The organism is Kitasatospora sp. RG8 (assembly GCF_017813315.1).
GTDB lineage: Bacteria > Actinomycetota > Actinomycetes > Streptomycetales > Streptomycetaceae > Kitasatospora.
In genome coordinates, this window is sequence record NZ_JAGIYX010000006.1 from 270,890 (window position 1) to 294,158 (window position 23,269).

General features: G+C 72.8%; 24 protein-coding genes. 9 read left to right on the forward strand and 15 right to left on the reverse strand.

From position 1 onward, the window contains the following. Positions 1-133 precede the first annotated feature (133 nt). From J5Y04_RS12700 to J5Y04_RS12715, 4 genes are all read left to right on the forward strand, one after another. Positions 134-337, forward strand: a complete 204-nt coding sequence (locus J5Y04_RS12700; RefSeq protein WP_148645627.1) for a cold-shock protein — start codon at positions 134-136, stop codon at positions 335-337. Positions 338-494: 157 nt separating this feature from the next. After that, positions 495-2,168 carry a DEAD/DEAH box helicase gene (locus J5Y04_RS12705; RefSeq protein ID WP_209412064.1) on the forward strand — a complete coding sequence of 558 codons (1,674 nt, stop codon included), beginning with the start codon at positions 495-497 and terminating at the stop codon, positions 2,166-2,168. A gap of 286 nt (positions 2,169-2,454) precedes the next feature. Then, positions 2,455-3,228 carry an RICIN domain-containing protein gene (locus J5Y04_RS12710; RefSeq protein ID WP_209412065.1) on the forward strand — a complete coding sequence of 258 codons (774 nt, stop codon included), beginning with the start codon at positions 2,455-2,457 and terminating at the stop codon, positions 3,226-3,228. Between the two features lie 69 nt (positions 3,229-3,297). Then, complete coding sequence (locus J5Y04_RS12715; protein WP_209412066.1) at positions 3,298-4,065, forward strand: RICIN domain-containing protein; 768 nt, start codon at positions 3,298-3,300, stop codon at positions 4,063-4,065. 91 nt (positions 4,066-4,156) lie between these two features. Here the strand turns inward: J5Y04_RS12715 and J5Y04_RS12720 are convergent, their stop codons facing one another. Next, entirely contained in the window at positions 4,157-4,759 is a 603-nt protein-coding gene (locus tag J5Y04_RS12720; protein ID WP_307853080.1) for a helix-turn-helix domain-containing protein, read from the reverse strand. A gap of 130 nt (positions 4,760-4,889) precedes the next feature. Here J5Y04_RS12720 and J5Y04_RS12725 point away from each other — a divergent pair, with 130 nt between their 5' ends. Beyond that, the gene (locus J5Y04_RS12725; RefSeq protein WP_307853081.1) at positions 4,890-5,561 is read left to right on the forward strand and encodes an NAD(P)H-dependent oxidoreductase; all 672 of its coding nucleotides are present in this window, start codon (positions 4,890-4,892) and stop codon (positions 5,559-5,561) included. Between the two features lie 4 nt (positions 5,562-5,565). Then, complete coding sequence (locus J5Y04_RS12730; protein ID WP_209412069.1) at positions 5,566-5,889, forward strand: multidrug efflux SMR transporter; 324 nt, start codon at positions 5,566-5,568, stop codon at positions 5,887-5,889. Positions 5,890-6,014: 125 nt separating this feature from the next. Here J5Y04_RS12730 and J5Y04_RS12735 read toward each other — a convergent pair whose 3' ends face one another. Then, positions 6,015-6,863, reverse strand: coding sequence for a helix-turn-helix transcriptional regulator (locus tag J5Y04_RS12735; RefSeq protein WP_209412070.1), 849 nt, complete (start codon positions 6,861-6,863; stop codon positions 6,015-6,017). A 119-nt stretch (positions 6,864-6,982) separates the two neighbouring features. Between J5Y04_RS12735 and J5Y04_RS12740 the strand changes: the two genes are divergently transcribed. Next, positions 6,983-7,993, forward strand: coding sequence for a gluconolaconase (locus J5Y04_RS12740; protein WP_209412071.1), 1,011 nt, complete (start codon positions 6,983-6,985; stop codon positions 7,991-7,993). Positions 7,994-8,084: 91 nt separating this feature from the next. Here J5Y04_RS12740 and J5Y04_RS12745 read toward each other — a convergent pair whose 3' ends face one another. The 11 genes from J5Y04_RS12745 to J5Y04_RS43920 form a co-directional block, all read right to left on the reverse strand. Continuing rightward, a complete protein-coding gene (locus tag J5Y04_RS12745) occupies positions 8,085-8,879 on the reverse strand; it encodes a CbiX/SirB N-terminal domain-containing protein (RefSeq protein WP_307853082.1) in 795 nt (264 codons plus the stop codon). Positions 8,880-8,889: 10 nt separating this feature from the next. Continuing rightward, entirely contained in the window at positions 8,890-9,798 is a 909-nt protein-coding gene (locus tag J5Y04_RS12750; RefSeq protein WP_148645635.1) for an ABC transporter permease, read from the reverse strand. Further along, positions 9,785-10,588, reverse strand: a complete 804-nt coding sequence (locus J5Y04_RS12755; RefSeq protein ID WP_209412127.1) for an ABC transporter ATP-binding protein — start codon at positions 10,586-10,588, stop codon at positions 9,785-9,787. The genes J5Y04_RS12750 and J5Y04_RS12755 overlap by 14 nt, the downstream gene beginning before the upstream one ends. A gap of 195 nt (positions 10,589-10,783) precedes the next feature. Further along, the gene (locus tag J5Y04_RS12760) at positions 10,784-11,947 is read right to left on the reverse strand and encodes an aliphatic sulfonate ABC transporter substrate-binding protein (protein WP_209412072.1); all 1,164 of its coding nucleotides are present in this window, start codon (positions 11,945-11,947) and stop codon (positions 10,784-10,786) included. A 270-nt stretch (positions 11,948-12,217) separates the two neighbouring features. Next, on the reverse strand, positions 12,218-13,540 hold the full coding sequence (locus J5Y04_RS12770) for a sulfate adenylyltransferase subunit 1 (protein WP_209412073.1): 1,323 nt from the start codon (positions 13,538-13,540) through the stop codon (positions 12,218-12,220). After that, on the reverse strand, positions 13,541-14,479 hold the full coding sequence (gene cysD / locus J5Y04_RS12775; protein ID WP_209412074.1) for a sulfate adenylyltransferase subunit CysD: 939 nt from the start codon (positions 14,477-14,479) through the stop codon (positions 13,541-13,543). After that, positions 14,476-15,072, reverse strand: coding sequence for an adenylyl-sulfate kinase (cysC, locus tag J5Y04_RS12780; protein ID WP_277347278.1), 597 nt, complete (start codon positions 15,070-15,072; stop codon positions 14,476-14,478). Before cysC ends, cysD begins: the two co-directional genes overlap by 4 nt. A gap of 38 nt (positions 15,073-15,110) precedes the next feature. Continuing rightward, complete coding sequence (locus J5Y04_RS12785) at positions 15,111-15,812, reverse strand: phosphoadenylyl-sulfate reductase (RefSeq protein WP_209412075.1); 702 nt, start codon at positions 15,810-15,812, stop codon at positions 15,111-15,113. Further along, a complete protein-coding gene (locus J5Y04_RS12790) occupies positions 15,793-15,972 on the reverse strand; it encodes a hypothetical protein (protein ID WP_209412076.1) in 180 nt (59 codons plus the stop codon). Before J5Y04_RS12790 ends, J5Y04_RS12785 begins: the two co-directional genes overlap by 20 nt. 82 nt (positions 15,973-16,054) lie before the next feature. After that, complete coding sequence (locus tag J5Y04_RS12795; protein WP_148645640.1) at positions 16,055-17,779, reverse strand: nitrite/sulfite reductase; 1,725 nt, start codon at positions 17,777-17,779, stop codon at positions 16,055-16,057. A gap of 200 nt (positions 17,780-17,979) precedes the next feature. Next, positions 17,980-18,063, reverse strand: coding sequence for a putative leader peptide (locus J5Y04_RS43920; protein WP_329492070.1), 84 nt, complete (start codon positions 18,061-18,063; stop codon positions 17,980-17,982). A gap of 175 nt (positions 18,064-18,238) precedes the next feature. On the opposite strand from J5Y04_RS43920, the gene J5Y04_RS12800 reads away from it, so the two are divergent. Then, positions 18,239-19,537: a YihY/virulence factor BrkB family protein gene (locus tag J5Y04_RS12800; protein ID WP_209412077.1), complete on the forward strand. Its 1,299-nt coding sequence runs from the start codon at positions 18,239-18,241 to the stop codon at positions 19,535-19,537. Positions 19,538-20,216: 679 nt separating this feature from the next. Here J5Y04_RS12800 and J5Y04_RS12805 read toward each other — a convergent pair. Beyond that, positions 20,217-20,657, reverse strand: a complete 441-nt coding sequence (locus J5Y04_RS12805; RefSeq protein WP_209412078.1) for an ester cyclase — start codon at positions 20,655-20,657, stop codon at positions 20,217-20,219. Positions 20,658-20,765: 108 nt separating this feature from the next. On the opposite strand from J5Y04_RS12805, the gene J5Y04_RS12810 reads away from it, so the two are divergent. Continuing rightward, complete coding sequence (locus tag J5Y04_RS12810) at positions 20,766-21,422, forward strand: TetR/AcrR family transcriptional regulator C-terminal domain-containing protein (protein ID WP_209412079.1); 657 nt, start codon at positions 20,766-20,768, stop codon at positions 21,420-21,422. A gap of 155 nt (positions 21,423-21,577) precedes the next feature. Here the strand turns inward: J5Y04_RS12810 and J5Y04_RS12815 are convergent, their stop codons facing one another. After that, the gene (locus J5Y04_RS12815) at positions 21,578-22,960 is read right to left on the reverse strand and encodes an FtsW/RodA/SpoVE family cell cycle protein (protein WP_209412080.1); all 1,383 of its coding nucleotides are present in this window, start codon (positions 22,958-22,960) and stop codon (positions 21,578-21,580) included. Between the last annotated feature and the right edge of the window lie 309 nt (positions 22,961-23,269).

The following is a 23,269-nucleotide window of genomic DNA, read 5'->3' on the forward strand; positions in this document are numbered from 1 at the left end:
TGTGTGCGCCTGCTGGTTCAACCCAACAGGCGCATTTGTTTTGTCCGGTGTTTCAGTCTCCGGATGGGGATCGCGGCTACTTGGGGTCCACGAGGTGTGGGCCCTGATGCCCCAGTTTTATGAGGAGACGGTTATGGCTACCGGCACCGTGAAGTGGTTCAACAGCGAAAAGGGCTTCGGCTTCATCGAGCAGGACGGTGGCGGCGCTGACGTGTTCGCCCACTACTCGAACATCAACGCCCAGGGCTTCCGTGAGCTCGTCGAGGGCCAGAAGGTCGAGTTCGACGTCACCCAGGGCCAGAAGGGCCCGCAGGCCGAGAACATCCGCGTCATCTGAGTCCAGCTTCCGAGCTGACTCGCGATCTCGCGAAGCGAGGGCCCGTACCGCACGGTGCGGGCCCTCGCGCATGCCGCCGAACGGCCGGGGCGGCGAACTCCAACCCGACGGCCGACCAGCCCCGACGGGGCTGTGCTTCCCATCGGACGGAGACTCCGTGACCACCCCTGCCCGCACGCCCCGCGACGGCGACCGCACCCGCAAGCCCCGCAGCCGCAACGGCGGCGCCCCCCGCGCCACCGGTGGCGCCCGCGGTGACGCCCCCCGCGGCCAGCGCCGCAACGCCCCCCGTTCCGCGGCCCAGGCGCCCGCCGACTTCACCGTCGTCGAGGGCACCCCGGCCCGCCCGCCGGCGGCGAGCTTCGCCGAGCTGGAACTGCCCAAGGGCATCCTGAACGCGCTCACCCGCGAGGGCGTCACCGAGCCGTTCCCGATCCAGGCCGCCACCCTGCCGGACTCCATCGCCGGCCGCGACGTGCTCGGCCGCGGCCGCACCGGCTCCGGCAAGACGCTCGCCTTCGGCCTCTCGCTGCTCGCCCGCACGGCCGGCAAGCGCGCCGACGCCCGGCACCCGCTGGCGCTGATCCTGACGCCCACCCGCGAACTGGCCCAGCAGGTCACCGAGGCGCTCACGCCGTACGCGACCGCCGTCAACCTGCGGATCGCCACCGTCGTCGGCGGCATGTCCATCACCCGCCAGGCCAACGCGGTGCGCCGCGGCGCCGAGGTGCTGGTCGCCACCCCGGGCCGGCTGGACGACCTGATCAACCGCGGCGACGTGGTGCTCTCCGACGTGGCCATCACCGTCCTCGACGAGGCCGACCAGATGGCCGACATGGGCTTCCTGCCCCAGGTCACCAAGCTGCTGGAGCAGGTCGCCGAGGGCGGGCAGCGGATGCTGTTCTCCGCCACCCTCGACCGCAACGTCGACCGCCTGGTCAAGCGCTTCCTGAGCGACCCGGTGACCCACTCGGTCGACCCGTCGGCCGGCGCGGTCACCACCATGGACCACCACGTGCTCCAGCTGGAGGCGGCCGACAAGGCTTCCGCCACCGCCCACATCGCCTCCCGCGAGGGCCGGCTGATCATGTTCGTGCACACCAAGCACGGCGCCGACCGCCTCGCCAAGCAGCTGCTGGCCAACGGCGTCAAGGCGGCCGCGCTGCACGGCGGCAAGTCCCAGCCGCAGCGCAACCGGGTGCTCGACCAGTTCCGCGACGGCCACGTGACGGCGCTGATCGCCACCAACGTCGCCGCCCGCGGCATCCACATCGACGGACTCGACCTGGTCGTCAACGTCGACCCGCCGATCGACCACAAGGACTACCTGCACCGCGGCGGCCGCACCGCCCGTGCCGGCGAGTCCGGCACCGTCGTCACCCTGGTCCTGCCCGACCAGCGGCGCGAGGTCAGCCGGCTGATGACCGTGGCCGGCATCCGCCCGACCACCACCAAGATCCGCCCGGGCGACGCCGAGCTGACCCGGATCACCGGCGCCCGCACCCCCAGCGGCGTGCCCGTCACCGTGGCCGTCCCGGCCCCGGCCGCCGCCCCCGCCGCCGAGGGCAAGCCGGCCGGCAGCGGCGCCCCCCGCCGCCGCCCCGGCAAGCGCTCCGGACTGCCCACCGACGTCGACATGAACGGCAACCCGCGCCGTCCCCGCCCCAAGCAGCGCCTCGGCGCCGGCGGCGGCCAGGGCGGCGGCGAGGGCGGCGGGCGCCGCCAGGCGGCCGGCTTCATCGGCCGCTCCTCGGGGCGCGCCAAGCCCGGCTCCGGCTCCAAGTCCGGCTCCAACTACGGCACCGGCCGCCAGCGCCGCAAGGCCGACTGAGCCCCTCCGGTCCCTCCCACGGCCCGGTTCCCCCTTTCACGGGGGAGCCGGGCCGTGTGCATTCCGGCCGGATCGGCGGGCCCGCGCGGCCTGCCCGGGCCGTTCCCGGGCCTTTCCGTACACCTTCCGTTCGTGGGCGCACCAGTGGCGTGATCTTTACCTGCCCTGTTGACCATGGACACGCGGTGCCTGAAGATTTCACACGGCCTGCACAACTGACCCACTGTCATCACAATTTCTTCGCAAGCAGGCCGGCCGGCTCACCGTCTCCGGAAGGACCTTCGCGATGCGTCGCACCGCCGCCCTGTTCGCCAGTGCCCTGCTCGCGGGAGCAGTCGCGCTCACCGCGCCGGTTGCCAACGCCGCCGAGAGCGCGCCGTCCGCGCCGGCCGCCGGCGCCCGGTCCGCGCAGGCCGCCGGTCCGGCCGACAGGTGCACGGTCGTCCCCAACGGCACGTCCTACACCGGCACCTGTTCGGGCATCGACCCGATGCAGACCTGGAGGCTCGCGGGTGTCTGCGTGCACTACGACATGAACAACCCCGGGGTCCCGATCACCACACCGGCGTGGAGCGCCGGCTGGGTCGCCGGCAACACCTCCACCACCGCGGGGTGCTCCGCCACGGAGTTCTCGTGGGGGATGGACATCGTGTTCGGCCCCGCGCCGGCGGGCGGGCCGACCGGTCAGATCACCGGCTTCGTGAACAAGTGCCTGGACGTGCGCGGTGGTGTCAGCAACAACGGGACCCCCGTGCAGATGTGGGACTGCCTCGGCAACGTCAACCAGTCGTGGCGGATCGCCTCCGACGGGACCATCCGCGCCGTCGGCCTGTGCCTGGACCCCGACAGCGGGCGGACCGGCAACGGCACGCCGGTGCACATGTGGGAGTGCAACGGCGCGATCAGCCAGAAGTGGCAGGTCCGGGCCGACGGCGCGATCGTCAACGTGAAGTCCGGCCGCGCTCTGGACGTGCGGGGCTGGGGCAGCGCCAACGGCGCGATCGCGCAGATCTGGGACTTCAACAACACGGCCAACCAGCTCTGGCACGCGCCCGCGTGACGCGCGTGGCAGCCCCTTGGCCGAATCACCCTCAACCCTGAATCACCCTCAACGCTAAGGATCTCTTCGATGCGTCGTACCGCCGCCCTGTTCGCCACCGCCCTGCTCGCGGCAGCCGCCGCGCTCACGGCGCCGGCCGCCGAGGCCGCAGAGCCCGCGCTGACCGCCGGCGCAAAGTCGGCCCAGTCCGCGCAGACCGCCGTGGGCGACAAGTGTTACGTGAGCACCACTCCCCAGGGTTTCTACGCCGGCACCTGTTCGGGCATCGACCCGATGCAGACCTGGCACGTCGTGATCACCTGTTGGGTCTACAACCCGGGCAGCTCGACCCCGATCATCTGGCCGGGCACCACCAGCGGGTGGGTCACCGGCAACACCACCACCTCCGCCAGCTGCGGCTTGGACCGCGTGAATTCGGTGGAAATCCAGATGGGCCCCACGCCGGCGGGCGGGCCGACCGGCCAGATCACCGGCTTCGTGAACAAGTGCCTGGACGTGCGCATGGGTACCAGCGTCAACGGCACGCCCGTGCAGATGTGGGACTGCCTCGGCAACGTCAACCAGTCGTGGCGGATCGCCTCCGACGGGACCATCCGCGCCGTCGGCCTGTGCCTGGACCCCGACAGCGGGCGGACCGGCAACGGCACGCCGGTGCACATGTGGGAGTGCAACGGCGCGATCAGCCAGAAGTGGCAGGTCCGGGCCGACGGCGCGATCATCAACGTGAAGTCCGGCCGCGCCCTGGACGTGCGGGGCTGGGACACCGCCAACGGCGCGCTCGCGCAGATCTGGGACTTCAACAACACGGCCAACCAGCTCTGGCACGCGCCCGCGTAATGGCGTGACAGCACGGCCGAGCCCGGTCTCCCCTCGCCGTGGGGAGACCGGGCCGCGTGGTTCGGGCCCGGAACGGCTCGCCGGTGCAGGGCTACCCGAGCGCGCCGCGGGCCAGGACGGCCAGGCCCGCCGCGATGCGCTCGGGGCCGAGGCCGGCGTCGCGCTGGTGGCGGAAGAGCTCGGGGGCGAGCGGGGCGAGCAGCTGGTCGGCGACGGTGTCCGGGTCCGGGAGGCCGGCCCGGCGGGCCAGGTGGGCGACGTGCAGCCGCCAGAAGGCGTAGGCGCCGGTCCGGTAGCGCGCCGCTCCGGTCTCCGCGCCGAGCACCAGGTGGACGTGGGTCTCCAGCAGCTCCACCATCGCCGCGTAGAAGGCGGCCAGCCGCTCGGCCGGGGCGGGCTCCGGCCCGTCGGCCCCGCCCGGGCCGAGCGGCGGGGCGCCGCGCAGCAGCCGCTCCTGGAGGGCCCGCTCGTGCTCGTCGAGCAGGGCGCGGGCGATGGACGCGCGGTCCGGGTAGCGGCGGTAGAGCGTGCCGCGGCCGATGCCGGCGGCCCTGGCGATGTCGTCCATGGTCACGCCGGCGGGGTCGCCCCCGGCGAAGAGCCGCTCGGCGGCGGCCAGGATCTTGGCGCGGTTGCGGGCGGCGTCGGCCCGTTCGCGCGGCGGGCGGCCGTCGGCCAGCGGGAGTTCGGTCACGGGCCCCACGATAGGAGGCAAGTGGACACAGCGTCCACTTGCCTCCTATCGTTCTGGGCGAGGACAAGCGGACAGTATGTCCACTTGTTGCTCCGGCCTTGCCACGCCCAACTCCACCGGGGGGTTCACCGTGTCCACACTCCTGCACCTGAACAGCAGCGCCCGCACCGACTCCTTCTCCCGCCGCCTCGGCGCCGCCTTCACCACCGCCTGGCGCGACGCCGGCGGGGGCGAGGTCGTCCACCGCGACCTCGCCGCCCAACCGGTGCCGCCGATCGGCGAGGGCTGGACCCGGATCTGCGACACCCTGCTGAGCGAGGGCATCACCGACATTGCCCGGTACGGCGAGGCCGTCCGCACCGATCAGGAGCGGGAGGCCTGGGCCCTCGTCCGGCCACTGCTCGACGAACTGGTCGCGGCGGACGTCGTGCTGATCGGCGCACCGATGTACAACTTCGGCATCCCCGCGGCCCTCAAGGCCTGGATCGACCAGGTCACCTTCCCGAAGATGGTCCTCGCGCCCCGGAAGTTCGTGGTCGTCGCCGGCCGCGGCGGCGCGTACGGCCCCGGCACCCCGCGCGAGCCCTTCGACCACCACGGCCGCTACCTGCTCGACTTCTTCCGCGGCCACTACGCGGTGGAGGACGGCGAGGTCGTCGCCGCCGAACTGGTCAACTCGCTGGTCGACCCGGGGCTGGCCGACCGCCGCGCGCAACACCTGGACTCCGCGGCCGGCGCGCTGCACCGGGCCGGGGAGCTCGGCGCGAAACTGGCGGGCCACCGCATCCCCCGGGAGGGCTGAGACCGTGCCGTGGATCTGGCTGCTGCTGGCGGGCGTCGTCGAGGTCGCCTGGGCGCAGTCCATCAAGCCGACCGAGGGGTTCACCCGGCTCCCGCAGACCGCGCTCTGCCTCGTCCTCATGCTCGGCGCCGTCTACCTGCTCGGCCGCGCCCTCCAGGACCTCCCGACCGGTACCGGCTACGCCGTCTTCACCGGCATCGGCACCATCGGCACCGTCCTGACCGGCCTCGTCCTGCGCCACGAGACGCCGTCCCCGGTCGCCCTGGCCGGCCTCGTCCTCATCACCGCCGGGCTGGTCACCGTCCACCTCGGCACGACCGCCCACTGATGCGGACGGCGTTCACCGGGGGCCCGGCGGCACCGGGCCCCCAGCTCCGGCACCGCTTCCGCGTGGGGGAGTTCCTGCGGAGGGGGGCCGAGGGGCGCCCCCGAGGCCCCCGGGCCCCGCCCCGCTCACGCCGTTGCGGCGGCCGGAGCGAGGTCGCGCAGGCGCTCACCCGTCTCCGCGTCCCGTGGCGACAGCACCACCAACTGCAGGCCGCCCTCGGCCCGGAGCACCAACTGATCGATCCTCAGGAGGCCCAGCTCCTCGTGCAGCACGTCCTTCTCCACCCCGGCCCGCTCCTGCACCTGGTGCTCGTCCAGCCAGCGGTCCGCCTCCGGCGACTCCGCCCGCAGCCGCCTGATCAGCCGGGCCAGCCGCCGCGCCTGCGGGGCGCCGTCACCGCCCCGCTCGGCGTACGCGGAGCGCAACTGCGCCAGGATCCGGCGCGCGTGCCGCTCCCAGTCCACCGTCCGGGCCCGGTTGACGGGATCGGCGAACACCACCCAGGCCAGGTTGCACTCGTCCGGTTCCAGCCGGGAGATCCTGAACAACGCCTCCGCGCCCGGATTCCACGCCCGGACGTCCCAGTCCGCGTCCATCACGAAGGCCGGCGCCGGCCACTGCGCGTGCATCAGCCGCAGCAGCGCCGCCGGGACCTCCTCCGGCACCTCGATGCCGGCCTCCCGCGGGTGGCTCCCGGCCAGTCGGAACAGGTACGCCGTCTCCGCCCGGTCCAGCCGCAGCGTCCGCGCCAGGCTGGCCAGCACCTCCGGAGAGGGGTTGATCTGCCGTCCCTGCTCCAGCCACGTGTACCAGGTCACCCCGACCCCGGCGAGCAGTGCCAGCTCCTCCCGCCGCAGCCCCGGAGTGCGCCGCCGCACCCCCGGTGCCATGCCGACCTCCTCCGGCGTCAGCCGGGCCCGCCGGCTGCGCAGGAAGCTCGACAGCGCCTTGCGGCGGACCTCCGCGTCGCTCATCTCCCCCGCACTCCCCTGGTAGTCGTACTACCAGTATCCCCACGCACTGCTGCGTGCCGGGACGCCCCGCGAAGCTTGATCCGTCAGCGGATCACGCAAACCTCACAGGGGGAATCCCGATGCACCGTCAGCTCCGCCGCACCCTGGTCGCCGCCGCGGCGGCCACCGTCCTGCTCGGCACCGCGGGTGCGCTGCCCGCCGCCGCCGCGCCCGCGCACCGGGCCCCGGCGGTGATCCAGGGGCACGCCCCGAAGTTCGTCCCCGAGGGGGCGACCTGGGACCCGGCGCGCCGCCGCTTCCTGCTCGGCTCGATGGGCCACGGCACCGTCACCGCCGTCACCACCGACGGGTCGGTCCGCACCCTGGTCGACGACCCGGACGTGCTGGTGCAGATCGCCGGTCTTCACGTGGACGCCGCCCGCGGCCGCGTCCTGGCCGTCAACATGGACAACGGCGTCGGCGACCGCAGCACCCCCGCGACGGTCGGCCGGATCGGCGGGCTCGGCGCCTACGACCTGGAGACCGGGCGGCGGATCTTCTACACCGACCTCGCCGCCGTGGCCGGGGATGGCGGCCCGCACGTCGCCAACGACGTGGCCTTCGGCCCCGACGGCACCGCGTACGTCACCGACTCCTTCGCCCCGGTCGTCTACCGGGTGGGGGTGGACGGCAGGGCGTCCGTCCTCGTCCGCGACGACCGGCTGGCCCCGCGGCCCGGCGGCTACGGCCTCAACGGCATCGTCTACCGGGACGGCCGGCTCGTCATCGGCAAGTGGGACGACGGCACGCTCTGGCAGATCCCCGTCCACAACCCGGCCGGGCTGCGGCGGATCGAGGTCCGCGGCGACGCGGGCGCACTGCTGCACCTGGACGGCCTGACGAGCCGTCCGGACGGCGGGATCGCCGGCGTCACCAACAACCTCCTGGGGGCCGGCCGGGACGCCGAGGTCGAGCTGCGCTCCGACGACCACTGGCGCACCGCCCGGCTGGCCGCCGTCCGCCCCTGGGCCGATCTCGTCCCCACCGCGGTGACCCCCGGCCCCGCCGGCGCCACCTACGTGCTCTCCGCCCGCCTGGACCTCGCCCTGGCCGGCAAGCCCGCCGACGCGTTCACCCTGCGCCGGATCTGACCGGAGCGCGGCGCCCGGCCGGGGGCCACTCCCCGGCCGGGCCGCGCCGGCCTCCCGGACCAGACCCGAGCGGGCCCGCCGCGCTCCGGCCTCAGGCGGTGAGGGCGGGGGCCGCCGCCGCCACTGCCCGGGCCCGGTCGTAGCGGGCGAGGAGGAGGCGGGCGAGTTCGGGGGCCGCGCCGAGGACGTCGGCGAGGAGGGCGGCGGAGCCGGCGGCGGCCTCGGCGATCCGGTCGGGGAGGCGGCCCGGGGCGAGCAGGTAGGGGGAGACGGCCACCTCGGCGGCGCCGGCGCGGCGCAGCGCGGCGACGGCGTCGGGGACACGGGGGCCGGCGGCGGAGGCGTAGGCGACCTCGACGGCGGCCCAGCCGCGGGTGCGGCGCCACTCGGCGGCGACCGCGCGGGTGGCGGCGTCGGCGGCCGGGTCGGAGGAGCCGGCGGCGGCCAGGACGACGCCGGTGCGGGCGCGGACCGCGGGGGAGGCGAGGTCGAGCCCGGCCTCGGCGAGGCGGCGGTCCAGGGCGTCGAGCAGCAGGGGGGAGGGCCCGAGCACGTCCGCGACCGGCAGGCCCGCGCCGGCGGCGCGCAGCGCGGCGGGGATGTCGTGCTTGGCGTGGAAGGCCCGGTTGAGCAGCAGCGGCACGGCCACGGCGTCCGCGCCGGCCCCGGCGAGCCGGGAGACCACCTGCGGGATCCGCGGCGCGCAGTGGTCGAGGTAGGCGGTGGCGACCTCCAGCCCCGGGCGCAGCGCCCGGACCCCGGCGACCAGCGCGGCCACCGTCGCGGCGTGCCGCGGGTCGCGGCTGCCGTGGGCGATCAGCAGCAGGGCGGGGCCGCCCGCCGCCACCGCGGTGGCGGGGGCGGCGGACAGCCGGCCTTCGTACACGGGAGGCGCCTTACTTGACGGCGGCCAGCAGGCCGCGGTTGCGCAGGACCCGGCGCTCGACCGGGGTGAACACCAGCAGTTCGATGGCGATGCCGACGAACAGGATGAGGATGATGCCGAGCAGCACGCCCGCCATGTCGGAGAACTCGCGCTGGTTCTCCAGGTACCGGCCGAGGCCGAGGCCCAGGTCGGGGGAGGAAGCGACGAGCTCGGCGGCCATCAGCGAGCGCCAGGAGAACGCCCAGCCCTGCTTGAGGCCGGCCAGGTAGCCGGGCAGTGCGGCCGGCAGCAGGATGTGCCGCGCGCCCGCGAGGCCGGTGGCGCCGATGGTGCGCCCGGCCCGCAGGAACAGCGGCGGGACCTGGTCGATGCCGGCCACCAGGCCGTTGGCGATGGACGGGACGGCGCCGAGCAGGATGACCGCGTACATCATCGAGTCGTTGATGCCGAGCCAGATGACGGCGGCCGGCACCCAGGCGACCGAGGGCAGCGACTGGAGGCCGGAGAGGACGGGGCCGAGCGCGGCCCGCACCGGCCTGACCCGGGCGACCAGCAGGCCGATCGGGGTGCCGATGACGAGGGCTATCAGGAAGCCGGAGAGGCCACGCCAGACGCTGGTCCAGATGATCGAGAACAGCGTGCCGGCGGTCCAGAGGTCCCCGAGGGCGCCCCAGACGTCGGCCGGGCTGGGCAGCTTGTAGGCGGTGGTCACGTGCAGGCTGTACGCGCCCTGCCAGAGGGCGAGCACCAGGACCACGCCGAGCAGCGGCGGCAGCGCCTTCTGCCGGAACACCTCGCCGAACGAGGTGCGCTGCGCGGAGACGGCGTCGAGGGCGTCCAGGCCGGCGCCGACGTCGGCGGTGTCCGTTCCGGGCGTGGCGGCCTTGTCCAGGACGGGGGTGGTGTCAGTGCTGGCCATGGCGGCGGATCTCCCCACGAAGTTCTTCGGTGATCTCGATGGACAGGTCGGCGACGCCGGAGGACTCGATCCGGCGCGGCTGCGGCAGGTCGATCCGCCACTCGCGCGCCACGCGGCCGGGGCGGGAGGAGAGCAGCACCACGCGCTGGGCGAGCCGGACGGCCTCCCGCACGTTGTGGGTGACGAACAGGACGGACAGCTTGCGCTCGGCCCAGATCCGGGTGATCTCGTCGTGCAGGACGTCCCGGGTGATGGCGTCGAGCGCGGCGAACGGCTCGTCCATGAGCAGTACCGAGCCGCCCTGGGCGAGTGCGCGGGCCATTGCGACGCGCTGGCGCATGCCGCCGGAGAGCTCGTGCACGCGCTTGCCGTACGAGCCCTGGAGGCGGACCAGTTCGAGCAGCCGTTCGGCCTCGCCCCTGCGCTCGGGGCGGGGGACGCCGGCGAGCTTGAGGGCGAGCTCGATGTTCTTGCCGGCGGTGAGCCAGGGGAACAGCGCGTGCTCCTGGAACATCAGCGCCGGGCGACCCCCGGTCACCTCGATCGTGCCGCGGGTGGGCTTGTCGAGGTCGGCGACCAGGTTGAGCAGGGTGGACTTGCCGCAGCCCGAGGCACCGAGCAGCGTGACGAACTCGCCGGGGGCGACATCGAGGGTGATGTCGTCCAGGACGTGGGTCTGCGCGCCGGGACGGCCGAAGGACTTGTGCACGTGCGAGATCCGGACGGCGGGCGCGCCGTCGCGGGTGCCGACGCCGGCGGCGTCGTCCGAGGTGGTCAGTGCCGGGGACATCCGGGCACCTCCTGCGTGAGTGGTCATGGGCCCCTCCCGTCCGTTGGCGGGCCGGGAGGGAAGGGTGGCGAAGCGGGAGCCGGGGTCCGGCCCCGCCCGTCCCTGTGCCTGGGGGCATCGATCGGGCATCGACCGGGAGGGCGGGGGTCCGGACCGCGGAGCTTGGGGGCGCGGGCCGAGCGGTACTGCCGGGTGCTACTTGGTCCCGAGGCCGGCGTCCGCCACCGGGCTCTGGCCCTTGGCCGCGAGCACCTTGTTCAGCAGCGTCAGGTCGTAGATGCCGTTCAGGCTCGGCTTCTTGAGCAGGCCCGCGGTGACGGCGTGGTCGGCCTCGGCCTGCAGGGTGGAGGCCAGCGGGTCGTCCAGGAAGTCGATGTCCTGCCAGGCCGGGTCGAGGACGGCCGGCTCCAGCGCGTTGCCGGCCTCCTTCTTGATGGCCTCGTTGGCGTCGGCCTTGGCCTTGTCCGGGTTGGCCTTGATGAAGGCGTTGGTGTTCACCGAGCCGCGCAGCACGGCCTCCACCACGTCCGGGTGCTCCGCGAGGAACTTCTGCGAGACGATGATGTTGGTGATCACGAACTTCTTGTCCGGCCAGACGTCCTTCTCGTTGAGCAGGACCTTCGCGCCGAGGGTGACCAGCTTGGACGCGGTCGGCTCGGGCACCCAGGCGCCGTCGATCGAGCCCTGCTTGTAGGCGTCCGGGGTGACCTTGTTGTCCGAGCGGATCACGCTGACGTCACCGGCACCGGACTGCGCGTCGACCTTGTAGCCCTTGCCGGCCAGGTAGTTGAGGAGCGCCACGTCCTGGGTGTTGCCCAGCTGCGGGGTGGCGATCTTCTTGCCCTTGAGGTCGTCCAGGGAGCTGATCTTGTCCGGGTTGACGACCAGCTTGACGCCGCCGGAGGCCGAACCGCTGATGATCTTCAGCGACTTGCCCTCGGACTTGGTGAAGCCGTTGATCGCGGGGGAGGGGCCGATCCACCCGATGTCGATCGAGCCGGCGTTCAGCGCCTCGATCTCGGCCGGGCCCGCGTTGAAGACCTGGGTCTTGACCTGGGTGGCGCCCAGCTCCTTCTGGAACAGGCCCTCCTGGAGACCGACCAGCGGGGTGCCGTGGGTCAGGTTGGCGAAGTAGCCGATCTTGACAGTGTCGGCGGAGAGCTTCGCGCCGGAGCCGGCGGCCGTGTCGCCGGCCGACGCCGCGCTGCTGGTCTTCTTGTCCTCGCTCTTCGAGCCGTAGCCGCAGGCGGAGAGCAGCGCCACGGCCGTGAGGCCGGCCACGACGGCCGCGGCGGAGCGTCTGATCCGGCCGGCGTCGGGGCGGGGCGCGGTATGGGGAAGTGCCTGGTTCGGTGCCATGGGCGGAGTCCTGTTCACGGACGGACCGTCAGGAGGCGGTCTCGGGACGGAAGTCGGTCAAGGTTGTGCTTGCGGCATCGGGGGATGCCGGGCAAGCCGGGACGGCGCTGCTGTGCCAGCTGTGGGGTGGGACAGCGGCCGGCCCGGTGACAGGGCGTTCTCAGCCCTGTCGGCCCACACATCGGGTCAGGCCGCCCTGGCCGCTGCCGAGGACGCCGCTGCCGATGCGGCCGCCTTCCTTGTCCATGCCCGAGAACGCCTCGCTGGGCATCAGACCCAGTCCTCCTCAAGGGGTTCGGTGGTGCCGGTGGATACGGTCTCGAAGGCCTCGCCCGCCATGCCGGCGGTGAGGGTGGTGCCGTCGGCCGGGTCGATCAGCAGGAACGAACCGGTCAGACGGTTGTCGGAGTAGCCGTCGAGCGCCAGCGGCTCGGCGGTGCGCAGCACCACGTGGCCGATGTCGTTGACGTCCAGCCCGTCGGGGGCGGCGCGCTGCTCCAGCGTGTCGATGTCGATCCGGTAGGAGATCTCCTTGACCAGCGCGCGTACGGTGCGGGTGGTGTGCTTGAGCAGCACCTTGGCGCCGACGCGCAGCGGCCGCTCGCTGAGGTGGCTGACGGTGGCCTCGATGTCCTTGGTGGGGACGGGGGCCGGTCCGGCCGCGATGAGGTCGCCCCGGGAGACGTCGATGTCGTCGGCGAGGCGCACGGTGACCGACTGGGGGGCCCAGGCGATGTCGGTGGGCCGGCCGAGCGCGTCGATGCCGGCGACGGTGGTGGTGTGGCCGGAGGGCAGCACCGTCACCGGGTCGCCGACCCGCAGCACGCCGGAGGCCAACTGCCCGGCGTAGCCGCGGTAGTCGGGGTGCTCGTCGGTCTGCGGGCGGATCACGTACTGGACGGGGAAGCGGGCCGGCTCGACGCTCGGGTCGCTGCCGACCGGCACCGTCTCCAGGTGCTCCAGCAGGGTGGGGCCGCCGTACCAGTCCATGTGGGCGGACGGCTCGACCACGTTGTCGCCGGCGAGCGCGGAGATCGGGACGGCCACCACGTCCTTGACGCCGAGCGAGGCGGCGTAGGCGGTGAACTCGGCGGCGATGGCGGCGAAGACGGGCTCCGCGTACTCGACGAGGTCCATCTTGTTGACGGCCAGCACCACGTGCGGCACGCGCAGCAGCGCGGCGACGGCGGCGTGCCGGCGGGTCTGCTCGACCACGCCGTTGCGGGCGTCGACCAGGACGACGGCCAGCTCGGCGGTGGAGGCGCCGGTCACCATGTTCCGGGTGTACTGCACGTGCCCGGGGGTGTCGGCGAGGATGAACCTCCGCCGCGGGGTGGCGAAGTAGCGGTAGGCGACGTCGATGGTGATGCCCTGCTCGCGCTCGGCGCGCAGGCCGTCGGTGAGCAGCGCGAGGTCGGGCGCCTCCTGGCCGCGGCTCAGGGAGGCGCGCTCGACGGCCTCCAGCTGGTCGGCCAGCACCGACTTGGAGTCGTGCAGCAGACGGCCGACCAGGGTGGACTTGCCGTCGTCGACGGACCCGGCGGTGGCGAAGCGCAGCAGGGAGGTGGCGCTGGTCTCGGTGGTGGTGCTCATTTAGAAGTATCCCTCGCGCTTGCGGTCTTCCATCGCGGCCTCGGAGAGCTTGTCGTCGGCGCGGGTGGCGCCGCGCTCGGTGAGGCGGCTGGCGGCGATCTCGGCGATGACGGCCTGGATGTCGGTGGCGTCGGAGTCGACGGCACCGGTGCAGGACATGTCGCCCACCGTGCGGTAGCGGATCAGGCGCCGCTGGAGGGGCTCGTTCTCCTTGGGGCCGCCCCACTCGCCGGCGGTCAGCCACATGCCGCCCCGGGAGAAGACGTCGCGCTCGTGCGCGTAGTAGATCTCCGGGAGTTCGATGCCCTCGCGCTCGATGTACTGCCAGACGTCCAGCTCGGTCCAGTTGGAGAGCGGGAAGACCCGGACGTGCTCGCCGACGGCGTGCCGGCCGTTGTACAGCGACCAGAGCTCGGGGCGCTGGCGGCGCGGGTCCCAGGCGCCGAACTCGTCGCGCAGGGAGAAGACGCGCTCCTTGGCGCGGGCCTTCTCCTCGTCGCGGCGGCCGCCGCCGAAGACGGCGTCGAACTTGTTGCCCTCGATGGCGTCCAGCAGCGGGACGGTCTGGAGCGGGTTGCGGGTGCCGTCGGGGCGCTCGCGCAGCCGGCCGTCGTCGATGAAGTCCTGGACGTGGGCGACGTGCAGGCGCAGGTTGTGCCTGGCCGCCACCCGGTCGCGGTACTCGATGACCTCGGGGAAGTTGTGGCCGGTGTCCACGTGCAGCAGCGAGAAGGGGATGGCGGCCGGCCAGAAGGCCTTGAGCGCCAGGTGCAGCATGACGATGGAGTCCTTGCCGCCCGAGAAGAGGATCACCGGGCGCTCGAACTCCCCCGCGACCTCGCGGAAGATGTGCACCGACTCGGCCTCCAGCGCGTCCAGGTGGGACAGCGCGAAGGGGGTGTCGTCGGTGTCGACCAGGCTGTCGGTCGCGGTGGTCATGCGAGACCCCTCTCGGTCAGGAAGGCGTGCAGCTCGGCGGCGCTCTCGGCCACCTCGCGGCCCTGGGTCTGCAGTCGCAGCTCGGGGTCCGCGGGGGCCTCGTACGGGTCGTCGACGCCGGTCAGGCCGGAGAGCTCACCGGCCGCCTGCTTCGCGTACAGCCCCTTGACGTCGCGCTCGGCGCACAGCTCGACCGGGGTGGCGACGTGGATCTCCAGGAAGTCGGTGCCGTGGGCGGCGTGCCGCTCGCGGACCGCCGCGCGGGAGTCGGCGTAGGGGGCGATCACGGGGGCGAGCACCTTCACGCCGTTGGCGGCGAGCTTCTCGGCGACGAAGCCGATTCGGGTGACGTTGGTGTGCCGGTCCTCGCGGGTGAAGCCGAGGCCCTTGGAGAGGAACTCGCGGATCTCGTCGCCGTCCAGGACCTCGACCTTGTGGCCCTCGGCGCGCAGCCGTCCGGCCAGGGCGAAGGCGAGTGTGGTCTTGCCGGCGCTCGGCAGCCCGGTCAGCCACACGGTGGCGCCGCGCTCGCAGGGTGCGGCCGCGGGGGCCGCCTCTGCGGCTCCGCCGGCGGCCGGGGTGGTGGTCGTCACGGGGTTACTCCTGGAGATCTGAAGGGGGGTCGTGCGGGTCAGAGGTGGATGCCGCACTCGGTCTTGCCGGAACCGGACCAGCGGCCGGCCCGGGCGTCCTCGCCCTCGGCGGGCTTGCGGGTGCAGGAGAGCGGGGAGCAGCCGACCGACGTGTACCCCTCCCACAGCAGCGGGTTGAGCAGTACGCCGTTGGCGTTGACGTAGGCGTCCACGTCCTCCTGCGTCCAGCGGGCGATCGGGGCGAGCTTGACCTTGCGGCGCCTCGCGTCCCAGGCGACCACTGGGGTGTCCGCCCGGGTCGGCGACTCGTCGCGGCGCAGCCCGGTCGCCCAGGCGTCGTACCCGCCGAGACCGCGGTTCAGCGGCTCGACCTTCCGCAGCGAGCAGCAGAGGTCCGGGTCGCGGTCGTGCAGGGCGGGCCCGTACTGGGCGTCCTGCTCGGCCACGGTCTGGAGCGGCTTCAGCGTGATGACGTTGACCGGCATCACCGCGGCGACCGCGTCCCGGGTGCCGATGGTCTCCGGGAAGTGGTAGCCGGTGTCCAGGAACACGACGTCCACACCGGGGAAGACCGAGGAGGCGAGGTGGGCGACGACCGCGTCCTCCATGGAGGAGGTGACGCAGAACCGCTTGCCGAAGGTGTCGGCGGCCCACTTCAGGATCTCCTGAGGGGTCGCCTCCTCCAGCTCGCGGCCGGCGCTGAGCGCCAGCTGCTCGTAGTCAGTCGTCGTGTCGGTCATGCGCCTTACCCCCGTTGGCCGGTGACAGCAGTCCCAGGAACTTCAGCTGGAAGGCCCGGCGGCAGCCGTGGCACTCCCAGGCTCCGTGCCCGGCCTCGGACGGGCGCAGGTCCTCGTCCCCGCAGTAGGGGCAGAAGAACGGTGCCGCTCGCTCGCTCATCGCCCACCTCGCTTCGCTCGGCTCGCTCGGCGTCCGCTTCGCGAGACGCGCCCCTCTTCCACGGTTCGCTCTCTCGGCTCGCTCACGACAGCTGCTCCTCGCTCGCGCGGGCCGCCCACTGGGCGAAGCGCTCGCCCTCGGCGCGGTCGGCCTGGTAGCGGGTCAGGACGCGCTCGACGTAGTCGGGCAGGCCGTCCTTGGTGACCTTGAGGCCGCGGACCTTGCGGCCGAAGCCGGCCTCCAGCCCGAGCGCGCCGCCCAGGTGGACCTGGTAGCCCTCGACCTGCTCGCCGTCGGCGTCGGTCACCAGCTGGCCCTTGAGACCGATGTCCGCGACCTGGATGCGGGCGCAGGCGTTCGGGCAGCCGTTGATGTTGATGGTCAGCGGCTCCTCGAAGTCGGGGAGGCGCTTCTCCAGCTCGTCGATGAGCGTGCGGCCGCGCTCCTTGGTCTCGACGATCGCGAGCTTGCAGTACTCGATGCCGGTGCAGGCCATGGTGCCGCGGCGGAACGGCGACGGGGTGACGCGCAGGTCCAGCGCCTCCAGGCCGGCCACCAGGGACTCGACCCGGTCCTCGGCGACGTCGAGGACGAGCATCTTCTGCTCGGCGGTGGTGCGCAGCCGGTCGCTGCCGTGGGCGGCGGCGAGGTCGGCGATCCGGCCGAGCAGCCTGCCGTCGACGCGGCCGACGCGCGGCGCGAAGCCGACGTAGTAGTTGCCGTCCTTCTGCCGGTGCACGCCGACGTGGTCGCGCCAGCGGCCGGCGGGCTCCTCGGGCGCGGGGCCGTCGACCAGCTGGTACTTGAGGTACTCGTCCTCCAGGACCTGGCGGAACTTCTCCACGCCCCAGTCGGCGACCAGGAACTTCAGCCGGGCGCGGTTGCGCAGCCGGCGGTAGCCGTAGTCGCGGAAGATGCCGATGACACCGCCGTAGACGTCCGCGACCTCGTCCAGCGGGACCCAGGCACCCAGGCGGACACCGAGCTTGGGGTTGGTCGAGAGGCCGCCGCCGACCCAGAGGTCGAAGCCGGGACCGTGCTCGGGGTGGACCACGCCCACGAAGGCGATGTCGTTGATCTCGTGCGCGACGTCCAGCAGCGGCGAGCCGGAGACGGCGGACTTGAACTTGCGCGGCAGGTTGGAGAACTCGGGGTTGCCGATGAAGCGGCGCTGGATCTCCTCGATGGCGGGGGTGCCGTCGATGATCTCGTCCTCGGCGATGCCGGCCACCGGCGAGCCGAGGATGACGCGCGGGGTGTCACCGCAGGCCTCGGTGGTGGAGAGGCCGACGGCCTCCAGCTTCTGCCAGATCGCCGGGACGTCCTCGATCCGGATCCAGTGGTACTGCACGTTCTGCCGGTCGGTCAGGTCGGCGGTGTTGCGGCCGTACAGCTCGGAGACCTCGGCGATCGCCTTGAGCTGGGCGACGGTCAGCCGGCCGCCGTCGATGCGGACCCGGAGCATGAAGTACTCGGCGTCCAGCTCGTGGGGGTCCAGGATGGCGGTCTTGCCGCCGTCGATGCCCTCCTTGCGCTGGGTGTACAGACCCCACCAGCGCATCCGGCCGCGCAGGTCGGCCGGGTCGATCGAGTCGAAGCCGCGGTGCGCGTAGATCGTCTCAATACGTGTCCGCACGTTGAGACCGTCGTCGTCCTTCTTGAACTGCTCGTTGGCGTTCAGAGGAGTGAAGTGGCCCATGCCCCACTGGCCCTCACCGCGGTGGCGGGTCACCTTGCGCGGCGCGGCGGGACGGCGCTCGGCGGCGCTGTCGGCCGTGGGCTCGGCGGTCTCGGGAGTGGTGGCCATGGTGAAGTCCTTCGGGGCAGGTGGCTCTGACGCCGGGTGGGTCGCTGGGGCGTGCTCGGCGGTGCGCTGCTGCTGTGACCTGCTGGTTTGTCAGGGCCGGGAGAGCAGTGACCGGGGCCGGGCGGGCGCCTGCGCATCCGCTTCAGCGGGGATGGCGAGGGTGGTGGCGCCGGGTGCGGTGGGTGGCGGCGGGGTGGGGCTCAGATCACCGGACAGATGGCGCTGGACACGCGAAGGAGATCGACGTGGAGTCGACCTACTAGGGTGGTTCCGGCGCTTGGCATGGCAAGAGATTCGCACGGCGCACGACGTGCGGTCCACTAACGTCCGAATTATGGACGCAAAGGTTTCGCATACCGAGATGCTGGAGCGTTCCCGCCGCTCGCCGGATCGGTGCCCGGTGACCGCTGTACGACACGGAGATCAACGGACCTGCTCCGGCCCGATACCGTTAGCCCTGTGCAACCAGCAGGCGAAACGACGAGACCGAACCCCGAGCGGCCCTCCCGTCGTCGGGGCAGGGGCTCCCGGCGGGCGGCCAAGCAGGTCACCTGGCGCAGTACGGCCTGGGCCCTGGTCAAGGACACCACCAACACCTGTGTCGAGTACCGGGTCACCGGCCTCGCCGCGGAGGCGGCGTTCTTCACCCTGCTGTCCATCCCGCCGCTGCTGCTCTGCCTGGCCGGCACCCTCGGGTACCTCGACGACTTTCTTGGCGCCGGCACCATCGAGAAGCTGAAGCAGGACATCGTCAAGGCCGCCGGGACGGTGCTCTCGGACTCCTCGGTCCAGCAGGTCGTGGTGCCGCTGCTGAAGGAGGTCTTCGACCACACCCGGCCCGACCTGGTGTCGATCGGCTTCCTGCTCTCGCTCTGGTCCGGCTCCCGGGCGCTCTACATCTTCATCGACACCATCACCGTCATGTACGGGCTCGACGGCAAGCGCGGCATCGTCAAGACCAGGCTCATGTCGCTCGGCCTCTACCTCGGCGCCCTGCTGATCGGCTCGCTGGTGCTGCCGCTGCTGATGGCCGGCCCCGGACTGGTGCAGAACGCCGTGCCGGACATCGCGACCGTCGTCAACGCGCTCTACTGGCCGGTCGCGATCCTGCTGCTGATCGTCTTCCTGACCACCCTCTACCACCTCGCCGTGCCCGTCTCCACGCCCTGGCGGGAGGACATCCCGGGCGCGCTGGTCGCGCTGGTGGTGCTGGTCTTCTGCAGCGTGGCCCTGCGGCTCTACCTCGTCAGCTCGGTCGAGGGCCCGTCGGTGTACGGCTCGCTGGCCGCACCGGTGGCCGTCCTGCTCTGGATCTTCGTCGTCGCGCTCGCGGTGCTCATCGGCGCCGCGATGAACGCCGCCATAGACCGCCGCTGGCCCACCCTGGAGACCGCCGACGCCCGCGCCGAGAACGAACGCGCCCACGAGGAGGCCGCCGCCGCGGTGGTCCGCGAGGTGGCCGCCCGGCGCGCCGTCGAGCGGGCCCGGCGGGCGCGCGAACTGGGCCTCGCCGAGGGCGCCGAGGAGGAGCACTGGGGAGAGGACGAGGGCGAGGACGTCGACGTGCCCTCCGAGTACCCCGAGCGCTGGGCCGACGTGCTCGCCGCCGACAACGTCCGGGCGCGCCTCACCGCCCGCGGAGGCGGCCCGCACCACCGGCCCGCCCCGCCGCCCCCGGACAGCGACCGGCCGACCGCGCCGCCGCCCGACTACCAGCTGCCCTCCCACCCGCCGCGGCCGCCGTGGGACCAGGACTGACCTGCCGGGGGCGAGGCTGCTGCGGGCGCGGGGGCGGGGTGGCCCGTCGCTGGTGGCGGCTCCGGGGTGGTTGTCCCTGCTTGGTTGCAGTGTCTCTTCAAGTTCTCTCGGCGACCCTGAGCGGCCTGTTGGCGCGTTGCAGTGGTCCAAGTCGGCTGGGTGCCGCCCCCACCCCATGGAACAAGTGATCTTCTCGTCCACGGGGTGGGAGACATGGGGCCCGGAGTTCAGTGACAGGCACGCGCCTCTACCCGCACGGCCCTGCGATCGGTGCCCGAAGCGCCGGAGCCGGTGATCTCCGTCACTCCCGCAGCGTCCGCTCGTAGCCCGGAAAGCGACAGCGCCGGCAAGCCCGCTACGAGGAGGACGCCGCTCCGAGGGCTGCGGCCGTCCCGGTCCCGCACCTGCGAGACCGCAGAACCGCCGGAACGGCCACGCCTTCCTGATGGGGCTCCGCGGGCCTTGCGCACCAGGCGACGATCGCCTGTCGTCTGTCGAAGCGGCCCGCCGGAAAGGGCGGGCCGTCACGGCTGCGGAGTGGCGGAGCTGGATGACCGTCCCCGGCCCGTTCGCCGTCAGGCGGTGAGCTTCGCGGCGGCCTCGCTCATCACGGCCGGTTTGGTCCCGCCGAAGGAGACGGTGTGGCTGACGTGCTGTCCCCGCTGATGAGCGCCCCGGCTCAGTCCATGGTCGGCCAGTCCCAGCCGAGCTGGATGAACATGCCGAGGCGGTCGCTGACGGCACGGATCTCGACGATCTGCCCGGCGCGGACGGTGAAGATCCAGATCTGCTCGACGTCGCAGCGACGGTTGGTCGGCTCGGGCATCCGGGCGTGGAAGCCCGTGTGCACCCCGGCCACCCGCAGGCGGGCCACGACCTCGTCGTCCTCGGCGATGAGCTGCTGGATGTGGAAGCCGTCGCCCTCGGCCTCGGTGCTGAAGGCGGCCAGCTGGAGGCGGAAGCCCTCGATGGCGGCGCCGGGGGCGTCCTCCTCGCCGAAGATGATCTTGTTGTGGTCGATCACCGACGGGGAGAGCAGCTGCACCCAGTCGTCGCCGGAGCGGTCGTTGAGCGCGGTGACGAAGTCGCGGATGACCTGCTTGTTGGCGATGGTCGACATGGTGGTTCCCCCTGCTGTGACAAATTCTTACGTGGTAAGTTTGCTGAGGGAGAGTGTTCTCTTATCCCGTAAGAAAGTCAAGCCCGTCCGGGGCGAGGAGGAGCAGGCATGGCACAGCGGCAGGGGGCCCGGCGCGGCCGGGGCGAGCGGGTGGGGCTGAGCAGGCAGCAGATCCTCGACGCGGCGCTCGGCCTGGTGGACCGGGACGGGCTCAAGGGCCTGACGATGCGCTCGCTCGGCGAGGAGCTGGGCGTGGAGGCGATGACGCTCTACCACTACGTGCCGAACAAGGACGCCCTGCTCGACGGCTTGGTGGAGCAGGTGTTCACGGCCGCCATCCCTGCCATGGATGGCTCGGCCGACTGGCGGGCGGCCCTGCGCGCGTACGCCACCGCCCTGCGCGAGGGCCTGCTGCGGCACCCGGCTGTGCTCCCGCTTGCCACCTCCCGGCCCGCCGTCACCCCGGCGACCCTCGACGACATCGAGGTGCTCCTGCGCCTGCTTACGGCCGGCGGCTTCCCGCTGGGCCGGGCGCTGCACGCGCTCAACTCCCTCGTGGTGTTCGTGATCGGCCACGCGACGGCGGAGGCCCAGATCGTGATCGGCGCCGAGGAGGCGGGCGGCGCCGACTGGCTGGCCGCGCTGGAGGCGGAGCGGTACCCGCTGCTGGTCCGCGCCGCGAGCGAGGGCGTCGGCGCGGACGACGGCGAGCGGTTCGCGTTCGCGCTCGAAGCCCTGCTGCTCGGCTTCGAGGCGTTGCGCTAGCTGGAGACACCTGAAACTTGCCGCCGCCCATCATGTCAATCGCCGACCAGCGGACTGTCGGGCGCCGCCGGAACAAACACCGTGCGTCTGTCGGGGTGGCTCCGGGGTGGTGCGTCGGAGGGGGGATCGGGGTGGTGTGTCTGTGGGTGGTCGCGCTACGGGGAAGGCTCCAGGGCGGTCCGTCCGGCCGAGTCGCTCAGCTTCACCAGCAGGGCGGTCATCAGCCAGTTCGCCAGCAGTGACGAGCCGCCGGCCGCGAGGAACGGCAACGCCTTGCCGGTCAGCGGGATCAGCCCGCTGACCCCGCCCACCACCACGAACACCTGGAGCGCCAGCGCCGCCGACAGTCCGGTGGCCAGCAGCTTCCCGAACGGGTCGGTCAGGCCGACCGCGGTCCGCAGCCCGCGCTGCACCAGCAGCGCGTAGAGCAGCAGCACCGCCGTCACCCCCATCAGGCCCAGCTCCTCGCCGACCGTGGTGAAGATGAAGTCGCTGCGCCCGGCGAAGCCGATCTCCCACGGGTGGCCGATACCGAGCCCGGTCCCGGTCAGGCCCCCGGTGCCCAGGCTGAACAGCGCCTGGGCCGGCTGGTCCGAGATCAGCGCGGGGGAGTGCACCGGGAGGTAGTAGTCCAGCGGGTGCAGCCAGGCCTCCACCCGGCCGTGCACGTGCGGCTCCAGGGTGCCGACCACGGCCGCTCCGCCGACGGCCATCAGCAGGCCTATCACCATCCAGCTGGTCCGCTCGGTCGCCGTGTAGAGCATCACCACGAAGACGCCGAAGAAGATCAGCGAGGTGCCGAGGTCGCGCTCGACGACCAGCACCAGCAGGCTGACCACCCAGATCGTCAGCACCGGCCCGACGTGCCGCCCGCGCGGCAGGGTCAGCCCCCAGACCCGGCGGCCGGCCAGCGCCAGCACGTCCCGGTAGGCCATCAGATAGCCGGCGAAGAAGATCGTGATGGCGACCTTCACGAACTCGTCCGGCTGGAACGAGAGCCCGCCGAGCCGGATCCAGCGCTTCGCCCCGAAGGTGTCGCCGGGGAAGAAGGCGGGTGCGGCCAGCAGGATCAGCGCCCCCGTCATCAGCAGGTAGACGTACCGCTGGAAGACGCGGTGGTGGCGCACCGCCGCGATCAGCACCACGGCCGCCACGACGGAGATCACCACCCAGGTCAGCTGGGCCGGCGCGGTCGGGATCTTCTGCCAGTCGCCCTTGGTCGCGTGTGCGAGCCGGTAGGAGAAGTCCAGGCGGTCGAGCAGGACCAGGCCGAAGCCGGTCAGCAGCACCGCGAGCGGCAGGATCAGCGGGTCCGCGTACGGAGCGAAGCGGCGCACTGCCAGATGGGCGGCCAGCGCCAGCAGGCCCAGGCCGGCGCCGTGCGCGGCCAGGCCGGGCGGCAGGTGGCCGGTCAGTCCCAGGGCGGCGTCGACGTGCCCGGCCAGGCAGACCACGACGGCGAGGAGGAGCAGGAAGAGCTCGACGTTGCGAAGGCGCGTGGCCCGGCGGCGGCCCTCGCCGCGTGCAGTGCTCGGCACCCTTGCGTCCCCCCGCCGGCTCCCCGTGGGCGGAGTGCCGACGGCGCACCCTTCCAGACGAGCCCGGCGGCCGCGGCGGTTGCGGCCCGGTGGGTTCGGGGAGGGGGCGGCCCGGTACGAGGGGTGGGGTGGGTGCGGCCCGGCACGGGGGCCGCACTTTGCAAACTGTTGGTGGCCGGCCTCGGGGAGGGGGCGGGGCGTGCGCTTTGCAAAGTATCCGGAATGGCCTCCTGCCGGGAGCCGGGAGCCGGGAGGCGGGGGCTGGCCCTGGCCCGGGGCGCGGTCCCTGCACTTTGCAAAGTGGCTGAG

Bases quoted from the DNA above. Each gene is read 5' to 3' on its own strand.
- J5Y04_RS12700 (WP_148645627.1), top strand. From the start codon at position 134: ATGGCTACCGGCACCGTGAAGTGGTTCAACAGCGAAAAGGGCTTCGGC.
- J5Y04_RS12710 (WP_209412065.1), top strand. From the start codon at position 2,455: ATGCGTCGCACCGCCGCCCTGTTCGCCAGTGCCCTGCTCGCGGGAGCA.
- J5Y04_RS12715 (WP_209412066.1), top strand. From the start codon at position 3,298: ATGCGTCGTACCGCCGCCCTGTTCGCCACCGCCCTGCTCGCGGCAGCC.
- J5Y04_RS12735 (WP_209412070.1), bottom strand. From the start codon at position 6,863: ATGAGCGACGCGGAGGTCCGCCGCAAGGCGCTGTCGAGCTTCCTGCGC.
- J5Y04_RS12740 (WP_209412071.1), top strand. From the start codon at position 6,983: ATGCACCGTCAGCTCCGCCGCACCCTGGTCGCCGCCGCGGCGGCCACC.
- J5Y04_RS12750 (WP_148645635.1), bottom strand. From the start codon at position 9,798: ATGGCCAGCACTGACACCACCCCCGTCCTGGACAAGGCCGCCACGCCC.
- J5Y04_RS12755 (WP_209412127.1), bottom strand. From the start codon at position 10,588: ATGTCCCCGGCACTGACCACCTCGGACGACGCCGCCGGCGTCGGCACC.
- J5Y04_RS12760 (WP_209412072.1), bottom strand. From the start codon at position 11,947: ATGGCACCGAACCAGGCACTTCCCCATACCGCGCCCCGCCCCGACGCC.
- J5Y04_RS12770 (WP_209412073.1), bottom strand. From the start codon at position 13,540: ATGAGCACCACCACCGAGACCAGCGCCACCTCCCTGCTGCGCTTCGCC.
- cysD (WP_209412074.1), bottom strand. From the start codon at position 14,479: ATGACCACCGCGACCGACAGCCTGGTCGACACCGACGACACCCCCTTC.
- J5Y04_RS12785 (WP_209412075.1), bottom strand. From the start codon at position 15,812: ATGACCGACACGACGACTGACTACGAGCAGCTGGCGCTCAGCGCCGGC.
- J5Y04_RS12790 (WP_209412076.1), bottom strand. From the start codon at position 15,972: ATGAGCGAGCGAGCGGCACCGTTCTTCTGCCCCTACTGCGGGGACGAG.
- J5Y04_RS12795 (WP_148645640.1), bottom strand. From the start codon at position 17,779: ATGGCCACCACTCCCGAGACCGCCGAGCCCACGGCCGACAGCGCCGCC.
- J5Y04_RS43920 (WP_329492070.1), bottom strand. From the start codon at position 18,063: ATGCCAAGCGCCGGAACCACCCTAGTAGGTCGACTCCACGTCGATCTC.
- J5Y04_RS12805 (WP_209412078.1), bottom strand. From the start codon at position 20,657: ATGTCGACCATCGCCAACAAGCAGGTCATCCGCGACTTCGTCACCGCG.
- J5Y04_RS12810 (WP_209412079.1), top strand. From the start codon at position 20,766: ATGGCACAGCGGCAGGGGGCCCGGCGCGGCCGGGGCGAGCGGGTGGGG.